This is a genomic window from Nocardia sp. NPDC005746 (genome assembly GCF_040630785.1).
Taxonomy (GTDB): Bacteria; Actinomycetota; Actinomycetes; order Mycobacteriales; family Mycobacteriaceae; genus Nocardia.
On the sequence record NZ_JBEXYE010000009.1, the window covers coordinates 309,419 to 319,828 of the forward strand.

The following is a 10,410-nucleotide window of genomic DNA, read 5'->3' on the forward strand; positions in this document are numbered from 1 at the left end:
CGGCACACAACCGGACACTCAAATGACTCCTGCAGTGAAATCCACATCAGGAGCGGGGTTTCGGCGCGAGAACTCGAACAGCTCCGCCTCGAGTATTGATCCAGTCTTCCAACTGCGCGCCGCCGAGCGTGTACTCTTCAACGCCCGCTGTGATGGTGATAGGCCCGAATACGGTCCCACGTAGACCTTCGAATACGGTTGTATCGTCTACCTTTACCTTGAAGGTGTTCTCCTCAACTATCGCGTTGGACAGGTCCGCTCCGCGGAAGTCGACGTGCAACAGAGAAGAACCCATGAGGGCAGTGCCACGAAGCGAGGCTCCCGCGGCGTCAACGCCATACAGTGAGGCGCCCACCAAATTGGCGCTGTCGAGTATCGCATTCCGGAGGATCGCGTCGTCGAGGTTCACACGCACCAGAGAAGCGAGCGTCAGGTCCGCCCCAGTGAAGTCGGCTCCCTCCGCATCGGATCGATACAGTTCGGCATTGACCAGCTTGGCATTGGTCAACATGGCTCCACCGAACCAGGATTCGGAGAAGTTGCCTCCAGACAGGTCAGCGTCGCTGAGATCGAGCCCGCCGGCATCGAGTCCACCCGCTTTGCGTTCGAGCAGCCAGTCACGCAGCCGCGCCGATGCCTCTACGCTGCTCGGAAACCTGCGGGGGACCCAGTCCTCATGGGTACCAGATGACATAATCGTCCCATCCGTGTGTTTGTACTATCAGCAAGATATCGTCGATTGCGACCTGGTTGGCATTCCGTAGGTCGATGATTACGGTTCGGTCCTTCTCCTCAATCTGCTCACGGAGCTTATCGACCCATCGACTGTTCTTCGCTGGGTCATATGCGCCCTTGAACGGTTTTGACTTGTCGCGCACATTGTTGAACGGTGGCCAGTCCGAGTGAACACCCTTGATGTCGTAATACCTCCCGGCGCTGGGCGAGTAGAACTCGCCACGATCAGCCTGAGCCGGTCGCTGGATATCCTGCGGTAGACGCCCTTGTTCTCGCAGATCCAGTCCCACGCGCGCTTCGTCCTTGGACGGTTCGGAAATGCCACCATTTTTGTCGGGATCCCGTTGGAGGTGATCGAATTCCACGGGGTGAGCAGCCTCCACCTGGTCGAGGTGTTGCCAATGCTGTGCCCGCTCTCCGTCCGTGAACTCTGGGCGTGGGCCAGAAGGAACCGAACCTGGCGGAGCCTCGCCGCCTTTATCTGCCGCAGACACGCCCGCCGCGCCTCTGCCATCTTCGGGCAGATCTGGTTTGCGGTCGACCGCAGCTTCCGGGGACTCTCGAACCGGTGTGGACGACGCCAGCTGGTGGTCGGCCGTGTGGGGCGTATGCGGCGTGACGGCTTCGTTTGCCTTTGGGAGCAGTGTTTCGTGGTGCTGCTCGAAGTACCGGGCGAGCGCGGGATCGTATTCCTTGAGGAGGCGCCAGGGAGTCACGCTCTCGCGTGGGTCCATGAGGCCCACACGATCCAAGATCTCGACGAATTTCTCGCGGAGCGCGGGCAGTTCGGCGGCGCGCGTCGGCTCGTGATGCGCCTTCGCGATTTCACCGGCGGCGGCTCGCATTTCCTCGAAACGTGAGGCCAGGTGCGGCGTCAGGGTCGACGGGCGCTCCAGCGTCGGGTCGAGATGCGTACTGGGCGAGCGTTGCTCGGGGTCGGAGGCGCGGGTGGGAGCGGCTGAATCCTCGTTGGTTAGGTGTTCTCGCCCTGTTCCCGGTTGATCCGGGCGATCTCCGACTCGCCCCATGCCTGCCAGATCTTGATCTGGTCCTCGGTGGCCGGGCGGCGTCCCTTCGCGTCCATCTCCTGCAGGATCGCCAGGTCGCGGTCGCGCTTCGCTTGGAGTTCCGGGTCCTCGATCTCGTCCCGCATCGTGGGGCCCAGAACCTTCCGCGCTATGCGTTCCATTTCCTCCGGGCTGATGGCCATCGGGGGTCCTTCCTATATCGGTGAGACGGACTACGTACTTACCGTTGATGAAGTCACGGCTTTCGACCCGGAAACGGGTGCCTGGCGGGAAGACAACCTCTTCTTGAGAGAGACTGGCCCAGGAAATGTCCTTCCCGGTGTGGGAATCGATGATCAGCTCGACATTGCCGCCAGGCATCGAGCTGTCCTTGTCCGCCGATGCGAAGCCAGGGTCGACCGGTGGTTCTTTACCCGGAGAGTAGGCCTCGAGAAATTTCTCCATGGCGACCGGATCATCGAAACGGAGCGAGCGATAGACGGTCCCCTCATGATCCGGCAGCTTGTTGTATGCCGACACCAGGGTGCGGATTTCGACATCGTGGTCGGCCAGAGCGGTCGTGTTGCCGTTGCGGGTACCGTCATTGACCGGCTCGTTGAGGTTGAACCCCTGGTTGCGGCGGATCGCGTCCAGCTCTGCGTCGGTGAGCCTGGAGATCTCGGGATGATTCCCGGTCTCGAAGTCTCGGATGGTTTGGACCTCGCCGTGGCTGATCCTGTTCTTCGCGGCGTACTCGTGCGAGGCCGTGGGGTCTTCGTAACGCGGGTTCGCGTAGTACGGCTTGTCTTCGACCGGCAGCTTCGGGCGCGCGGGCTCCGCGCCATCGGGGCGATGGGCCGGGTTCGCGTGCTCGGATCCATCGGGGTGCGAATCCGGTTGGCCGATACGGGCTTCCGGCCGCTGGCCGACAGGATTCTCCCGCGGAACGGATTCGATAGGCCGCACCGGATTCCCCTGCGAATCGAACACGATCGCGTGGGTGGATTTGACGTTGGTGCGGTCCGGCGGGAACGAGTGCGGCCCGCCGGGGACGGCGTTGTCGTGGACTACGAGCCGGCCGCCGTCATTGGTGATGGTGTAGGCGTGGGCGCCGACGCCGTTGGCGTCTGTGGGGCCGTGGAATTCGTCCACGACGAGGGCGGTGGCGCCGTCGCCGAGGCGGTGGAGTTGGTCGGCTATGGAGCCGAGGGTTTCGTGGCGGTCGAGGTGGGCGCCTGCGGCGTTCTCGAGTTCCGCGGCGGTCATGCCGTGGTCGGCGATCGTCGGGTCGTCGGGGACGTGGATGTTGGGGTTGCCGGTCAGTTCTTGGACCTGGAGGAGGGCTTGGGGGCCGCAGTCGTTGGTTTCGGTGTGGGTGCGTTCGGGGGAGGTGGGGGGTGGGTCCAGCGTGCGGTTGGCGTGGACCAAGTCGTCGTAGCCGTAGGGGTGTTCGCCCTGGTGGCTTTCGGTTTCGGGGGCGCGGAAGCGGGCCGGGTCGTGGGGGCTGGAGCCGAGGGTGCGTTGCCTGGCGTTGAGGTCTTCGTGGCCGGGGCGCGAGTACTCCGGTAGGAGGTGCGGGGTTTGACCGGATGCGATGCGGGAGAAGTTGTGCAGGGATTCGCTCGGGAGGGAGCGTCCCTCATCCATGTGGTTGTAGTAGCCGGTGTGCGTCGAGATATCGCTCAACGTGTGGGTGCCGCCGGGGAATTGGGCGGCGATGCGGCGGGCCCCGAAAGCTTCGATGGCGGGGTCCATGCCTAGACCCATGCCGAGTTTCGGTGCGACACGACCGATTTCGCCGACGGTGTTCGCGCCGATCCAGGTCACCGGGTCGCGGGAGGAGCTGGCGACGAAGACATTGTGGGCGCCGATACCGAAGTCCGCGGCGTGGCCGACAGGGCCGGCACCGGGTGAACCCAGCAGGGTGATCGTGGAGATGTCGCCGTGCAGGCGGCCGCCCGCGCCGGCGAAGCTGGTGGTCGTGGAACCGTAACTGTGGCCGAACAGGTGAACATCCGGGGTGGGGTGACCGCCGGGTAGTTCCGCGCCCAGTCGGCGAGTCTGACTGAAGGAGGCCACATCTCGGGCCAGCAGCTCGCCGCCTCGTTGCGCCAGGCGGGCATCGGTCATCTCGCGGACGATCTTCGGAAATCCGCTCGGCGCGTCATAGCCGATCCACGCGATGGAGGCGACCATGTCGGGTTCCTGGGTGCGCTGCGTCGTCTCCCACATGTGGTTGAAGGCGTTCTTCAGATTGCCTTCGAGACTGCGGACCGTGGTCGTGATGCCGGGGACGTGGAAGGAGACCGACGACGCCTTCGACGTGTCGCCGAACGCCACGACCGCGCGGCCCTCGCCGTTGAATTCCTTGGAGTCGTAGGACAGCACGTGTACCGGCGGTTCTTCGCCGCCGAACTGGTCGGCGTACGCCGCCGCGAGATCGTGCGCCTCCTCCAACGCCTTGCGCGTGGATTCGAGGTTCTTCCACTGCCGGAAGTTCTCCGGATCGGTGAACCTGCTCGTCCACTTGTCGATGCGCGGGTTCCGCTCGTGCAGCGCGTTCAGGTCCTGGGTGATGGCCAGCCGGTTGGCCTCGTCCTTCACGTGCGGGGGCAGACCGTCGGCATTGCCGATCTCGTGCGGATGCGCCTTGATCATCGCGTGCTGCTGCTCGGGCGTCAGACCGTGCCACCACTCGTGGTTCTCGGTCGCCCGATTGTGCGCGCCCGCGATATCGGTTTCCTGCGGATGCAGCAGATGCTCGGGTGAGCCGTCGGGGTGCAGTTGCTGAAGCGCCTCGCGCGCGTGTGCGTGCTCGGCCTCCGAGATCGGCGAATCCTCCGGCAGCACAGGCCGTTCCGCGGCGGGATCACCCGCATGACGAGTGCTCTGGTCACCGACGGGATGATCGCCGAGCCTCGATGAATCGGGGGTCTGGTCGCCGGTGCGTCGCGGGCCATGCGGTCCCGGTGACCCTGTGGGATGCTCGGGTCTCGCACCGATGCGAGATTCGGGCCCGGCACCCGCACCGACGAGTTCGCGGCTCTCCGGGCGCGCGGTGGACTCGACCGTGCGCCCGGGATCCGCGAGATCCACACGCTCGCCCACACGACCGGCAGGTACTTCGAGGCCGGTGGCGCGGGCCGCCATCGGCGTCGGCTGGCTCCCCGCGTCACGGATCGCCGCGGGCGTCGCTCGCGGTTCGGCGGGTGCAGTGTGAGTGCCCGGCGCATCGGCGCGGCCAGGGGCCGACGTGTCCGCGCGTGGCGCCACCGAGGCCTCCGGCCTGGAAAGCACCGGCGTCTCCGCCCGCGGAGCCGCAGCCGGAACCGGCTTCGGTTCACCTGACGCCGGTGTGTGCGCGGGATTGGAGTGCTGTGGGCTCCCGGTCGGATGCGCGTCGACAACCTGCGCGTTGTGGACCGGAACCGGCGCGACCGGATCCGCCTTGGGCACGGCGGCGAGGGACTCCTTGGGCACCCCGGGATCGGTGGGCCGTGGCTGCGGATCCGTCGGCCTGCCTTGGGGCTGTTCGCCCGGAGTCGTTCCGCCCGTGTTCTTCTCATGGGGCGGAGCCGCGTCATGCGGCGAATTCTCGGTGTGCGCAGCGTTGTTGATCGCCGAAGGGTGAACTTGCTTGTCCGTGACGGCCAACGGTGATCCACCGGCCTTCGGGCTGGTGACTCCGAGCTTGTCCGGGCTCCCCTTCCAGGGCGACTTGCCCTCATGAGCCACGCCAGGCAGGGTGCCGCCGGCGATGCCCGCGGTGACGACGCGGGGATCGAAATGCCAGTTGTGCGTGACACCGCCACTCACCGCCCAGCCCGCGAGCCCGGCGACACCGCCCGCGATGCCTCCCACGAGCAGATTGGAGGCCTTCTCCGCGGTGAGCTTCTTGATGGGCGCTTTGGCGATCTGGTTGACCATGGCTTGCGGAAGCCATCTGCCGATAGGAGCCGCGACAAGTCCACCGGCCGCCCCGCCACCGGCCGAAAGCAGCAGCTGTTGGGTATTGATCTCGCTCCGGCGGCCGAATTCGTGCTGGTAGGCCTGAATTCCGCCATCCTGCAAGGCACCCAACGCACCGCCGATGATCGTCTGCCGCAAGGCGAAACGCATCAGCGAGACCTCGGTGGCTTTGAGCCCCTCCTTGCCGAGGAAATTGATGGCCCGCCGTGTCAGAATGCGCACCGCGATCCGCCCGATACCGATCGCCGCGCCCTCCGCCATCGGCGCGGTCGGCGGGAACAGCCAGGCCGCGGCGATATCGGCGGCCAGGGTGATCAGCGTCGTATAGAACATGAGCTTCGTGTATTCGAGCTCGGTTCCGGTGTTCTCCGCAGTGCCGGCGATGGTCTCGAACCATTCGGCGAGTTTGTCGATCGACTGGTCGCCGACGCGCATGGTCCGCAATTGCTCGATGATCTTGTCGCCACCGTCGCCGGTCGGATACGCCCTGCGGACCGCCGCGATGGCCTCGTCGATGTCGGCGTCGATCGAGCGCAGATCCTTGGCGCTGGACTTCCAGTCGTCGGCGATTCCCCACATGGAATCCTCGTTGCCGTCCGGCCATTTCATGCCGACCAGCCACCCGAGCGTCCCCGCGAGCGGCGGCTCCCAGATCATCGCCGACCACTTGCGATGAGAATCACTCGCCCGGTAGTGGTTTCAACCAGACACCCCCGTGACGCCACGACCGCCCCCGAATACGCGCTGACCTGCTCTGCTGATGCGCTGTCCGACAGCGCCTTTCACGCCGTGACAGCTCACGATCTCGCGCCACGCTGCCACAGAACGCGCCGAGGATCAACTGGGGCGGCGCCCCGCCGCTATTGATCGGCTATGGTCGGCGGCAAGATTGCGGGGCCGGACCGACGCGGAAGGGATGTCGCCGTGCGAACACTGTGGTTCATTCCTCAGGGCGTGCGCCGGATCGGTCCCGAGGAGTACACGGGTTATCGGGGCGGGGTCGCCTCGACGCTGACGCCGATCAGCAAACGCCAGGCCGCCGCGGTGATCGCGCAGGGCGCGCATCGCGCCCGGGAGCTGGTCTCGCTGCTCGAGGGTCTGGGGTTCGAGCCCGAACTCGACGGGTCGGAAACCTGGGACAAGGCCGGTCTCGTCGGGGAGGGATTCAACCGCGTCGACAAGGGCTTCAACGGGCGGATTCACCAGATCAGCGCCCGATTCTCCGGCCCGCCGACCGAATTCGACGACCTGGTGCGGCGATTCGCGGCCATGCCGTCGACCGTGGTGACGCGGACCCAGGAGAATTCGTCGGCCAAGACCCGCGACCTGGAGGTATTGCTCGACGATCGATACGGGCACAGCGCCCGCATCGACGTGCAGCAACGCACGGACTCCGGGCTGATCTCGGCCCGGTTGCAGGTGACCAGCCGCGCGTTCTTCTACCGCTGGGACAAACGCGACGCGGTGTGGAGCATCCTGGCGCGCGGGCGCGGCGAGAACCTCGAGGAACAGCAGGCCCGGGAGATCGAACGCCTCGGTTTCCGGCGGCGTCGTCCCTGGCCGGTCCATGACGCTCCCCCCGGCGGGCTGCTGGAATCGGAGGCCGCCGACCGGATCCGGCTGTACCTGGTCGGCGCGGGCGTCGACACCGACGCCATGTCCTTCGCGCCTCAGCGCACCGAGGGCGGCTGGGAAGTCGCCATCACCGGCGGACCGACCGCGGCATTGGACGCTCTGCACATCACCGACGACGGTCACATCGGTCCCCGCGAACACTGAGCTACCCTCGGCCGGGGCCTACACGAGCACCTCGAATGTGTAAGGTCGCACAGGTATCCGACCGGGTGGAACGTGCGGCGGTCGAGGAGGGGAGCTCGAGACGTGGACAGGCCTCAGGCGGGGAATCCGGACGACGAATTCATGCGGTCGTTCATGGCCGGATTCGCGCAGGCGAACCAGGAATCCGACATCGGGTTCAGCGTCGTATCGCACCCGGGGCCGGAATCGGTTCCCGACGAGGGCCGGATCATCGAGCAAGCCCGGGAACTGACCCACCGCATCGCCCGTGAACTCGCGACCGCCGCGCCGGAAGGCTGGGAGCGAGTCGACGCCACCTTCGCGTGGACCGTCACCGCCAAGGCCTGGAGCGTGGTGTACTCCGCCGGGGACCAGGCCTTTCGAGCCGAGCCGTCGGAGACCGTCCTGCTGCTCGTGCAGGAACAGCGCGAGATCACGGCCGCGATGAGCGAAGGCCCGTGGTGGCGGATGCGAATCAGCCTCAACAACGCGGGTCAGGTGCAGACCGACTACGACTACGGCGACGAGCCGTTCCCGGACGATCAACTGTTTCCGGCCGAGGCGTACCTGGCCGACCTGCGGGAGTATCCCCGCGAACGACTACCCGTCTGGCTGGCCGCGTATGTGAGCCACGGCGATCGGCTGCTGCGCTCGCCACGGGCCGCGGCCCAGCAGGCTCGATCCGACCGGGCCGAGGAGATCCGCGGGCAGGCTACGACCGAGGTCTTCCCGCCGCTGCCGCTGATGTGGTCCAACTGGACCGCCCTCGCGGCGGTGTTCGTCGCCCTCGACGCCCCGCACGGTCCGCGCATACTGCCCGCACTGGCCTGGTTCGAAGGCCCGAACCGCAGCGGGAGCACGCTGTACACGCTGCCCGGCGACCGGGCCGTCATCTCGGGCGGGGTGCTCAACGCACCGGAGCTCGATGCGGTCTACAACGACGGCGCTCCCCTGCCGAATCTGTATGCGGGCGCACCGGATTGGGTCACCGACGCGGTGCTGAATCCGCGGGCGGCCACCGGGCAGTTGACCTTCTGCTACTGGTGGGAGGACGGGCAGTGGTTCCGCGGCGAATCGCCGCTCGGCCCGGGGGTGGCTGCCGCGGTACCCGGGATCTGGACGACCGACTCGACGGTCGACACGATCCTGCAGGTGATGGAGTCGGCCGGCAAGACGATCACCGACGCCACGAAATCCGCTGTCGCGAACCTGGTTTCGGCAGCCCAGGCCGGTGTGGTGACTTACGAGACGGTGGCCGCGGTCTTCGATCCAGCCGAACACGACGTGGATTCGGCGCTGAACCAGTTCACGCTGGCGGGGCTCCGAACCTTCGTCACCGCGCCGCCGCTGAGCCGGATCGACGCCATCGAACAGGTCCGCCGATTCATCCTCGCGCGCGGGACCGACACCGGCGGTTACCCCCTCGACCAGCTGACCGCCGAGCGAATCGACAATGGCTGGATGGTTTTCGTGCCCACCCGGCCCGGCGAGATCATGATCGGCCGCGCCATCTACTACATGGCCGACGACGGGGTGATCGAGGCGTCGTCGTCCTCGGTGCCACCGACCGTGTACATCGCCGGCTTCGCGCAGCGTTTCCAGGAGCGGATGCGGCAACGCGGCTGAATATCGCGTTGGCATCGATGACGGTGCCCAATTACTGTCGGCGCCAGTGTTGTACGGGGAGGAATAGAACCAGATGACGGACAAAGTCGAGGTCGATCCGGAGCTATTGCGGCAGGCGGCCGTCAAGACCGACCACGTCAACGCTCGACTACGGACCGTGGTGGACAGCCTCATGGCCACCCTCGGCGGTAAGGGCGAACCGTGGGGCAACGACACCTACGGTGAGCAATTCGCGGGCGCCGAGGACGGCTCCGGCTACAAAGCGGCTCGCAAGACCCTGAAGAACCTGTCCGAGACCCTCGCCAAGAACGCCGGAGACAACTCCGACGGCCAGGCCAAGTCCGGCAAGCAGCTCGACGGCACCGACCAGAACAGCGCCGGCGCGTTCAAGTAGCCATGGCGAACGAGAGCGCGAAAGCCGAACTGGCATCGATGATCGACGAGTTCCAGCAGCAAATGCGGGTCCTCGGCGAAATGCAGCAGAAGCGTGCCCAACTCATGGCCACCGGCTACGCCCTGCAGAAACGGGTCACCGTAGTCGTGAACGCCGACGGCACGGTCATCGAAACCCGCCTGGACCCCGACCTCGAAGACCTCCCACTCCCCGAGCTCGGCAAAGCCATCACCGAAGCCGCCCAAGCCGCGGCCACCGAATTGGCCCACAAGAGCTCCGAACTCCTGAGCCCGATCCAGGAACGCCGCGGCCGCATGCCGAAGATGTCCGACCTCATCGAAGGCATGCCCGACCTCACCGAACGCATCCCCGAACCCATCCCCGCCTCCACCGCTCCCCCGAATTCCCCGGAGCGGCAAGCCACCGAACCAGCCATGACCTTCACCGACGTCGAGGAACTCGACGACATCACCCCGGGCCGAATCCGCGCCGACGACTGGTGACCGACCACCCGGAGCAGTCTGCGAATCAGATTCGCGATGCGCTGTTCGACCAGGCCAGGAGTGTCGGATTGCAGGACAGGGCCAACGCCCTGTCGGCCTTGCCGGACATGCTTCCACCGCTGTCGACCATGCCGCTGATCGTCGATACCGACATCGGGGGCGACCCGGATGATGCCATCGCCATAGCCGGGGAGCTTCGGATTAACGGTGGATCCGACCTCGGTGTGGGTTAGTTCCCGGTCGGGTGGATCCGGCCTTCGAAGGTGATGGCGAACGCGTTGAGGGCCGGTTTCCACCGCATCGCCCATCGTGCCCGGCCCTGCCCGGTCGGGTCCAGGGAACGAGTCACCAGATACAGGCATTTCAACGCCGACTGCTC

Annotated in this window: 7 protein-coding genes and 1 pseudogene; 5 read left to right on the forward strand and 3 right to left on the reverse strand. The window is 66.1% G+C overall.

From position 1 onward, the window contains the following. Window positions 1-46: 46 nt before the first annotated feature. Window positions 47-694: a pentapeptide repeat-containing protein gene (locus tag ABZ412_RS19700; protein WP_357282358.1), complete on the reverse strand. Its 648-nt coding sequence runs from the start codon at window positions 692-694 to the stop codon at window positions 47-49. Further along, window positions 675-6,368: an alpha/beta hydrolase gene (locus tag ABZ412_RS19705; RefSeq protein ID WP_357282360.1), complete on the reverse strand. Its 5,694-nt coding sequence runs from the start codon at window positions 6,366-6,368 to the stop codon at window positions 675-677. The genes ABZ412_RS19700 and ABZ412_RS19705 overlap by 20 nt, the downstream gene beginning before the upstream one ends. A 267-nt stretch (window positions 6,369-6,635) precedes the next feature. Between ABZ412_RS19705 and ABZ412_RS19710 the strand changes: the two genes are divergently transcribed. From ABZ412_RS19710 to ABZ412_RS19730, 5 genes are all read left to right on the forward strand, one after another. After that, a complete protein-coding gene (locus ABZ412_RS19710) occupies window positions 6,636-7,490 on the forward strand; it encodes a hypothetical protein (RefSeq protein WP_357282362.1) in 855 nt (284 codons plus the stop codon). Between the two features lie 102 nt (window positions 7,491-7,592). Continuing rightward, window positions 7,593-9,134, forward strand: a complete 1,542-nt coding sequence (locus ABZ412_RS19715; protein ID WP_357282363.1) for a hypothetical protein — start codon at window positions 7,593-7,595, stop codon at window positions 9,132-9,134. A 73-nt stretch (window positions 9,135-9,207) separates the two neighbouring features. Beyond that, window positions 9,208-9,528, forward strand: a complete 321-nt coding sequence (locus tag ABZ412_RS19720) for a hypothetical protein (protein ID WP_357282365.1) — start codon at window positions 9,208-9,210, stop codon at window positions 9,526-9,528. Between the two features lie 2 nt (window positions 9,529-9,530). After that, window positions 9,531-10,031 carry a YbaB/EbfC family nucleoid-associated protein gene (locus ABZ412_RS19725; RefSeq protein ID WP_357282366.1) on the forward strand — a complete coding sequence of 167 codons (501 nt, stop codon included), beginning with the start codon at window positions 9,531-9,533 and terminating at the stop codon, window positions 10,029-10,031. After that, window positions 10,028-10,264 (forward strand): hypothetical protein, encoded by a 237-nt coding sequence (locus tag ABZ412_RS19730; RefSeq protein ID WP_357282367.1) that lies wholly within the window; start codon window positions 10,028-10,030, stop codon window positions 10,262-10,264. The genes ABZ412_RS19725 and ABZ412_RS19730 overlap by 4 nt, the downstream gene beginning before the upstream one ends. Here ABZ412_RS19730 and ABZ412_RS19735 read toward each other — a convergent pair. After that, window positions 10,261-10,410: pseudogene (locus tag ABZ412_RS19735) on the reverse strand (IS256 family transposase); the annotation flags it as partial. The gene ABZ412_RS19730 and the pseudogene ABZ412_RS19735 sit on opposite strands and share 4 nt — an antisense overlap.

What these genes read in the sequence shown, in the direction of transcription:
- ABZ412_RS19720 (WP_357282365.1), top strand. Translation starts at nt 9,208, where the DNA reads ATGACGGACAAAGTCGAGGTCGATCCGGAGCTATTGCGGCAGGCGGCC.
- ABZ412_RS19705 (WP_357282360.1), bottom strand. Translation starts at nt 6,368, where the DNA reads ATGATCTGGGAGCCGCCGCTCGCGGGGACGCTCGGGTGGCTGGTCGGC.
- ABZ412_RS19725 (WP_357282366.1), top strand. Translation starts at nt 9,531, where the DNA reads ATGGCGAACGAGAGCGCGAAAGCCGAACTGGCATCGATGATCGACGAG.
- ABZ412_RS19700 (WP_357282358.1), bottom strand. Translation starts at nt 694, where the DNA reads ATGTCATCTGGTACCCATGAGGACTGGGTCCCCCGCAGGTTTCCGAGC.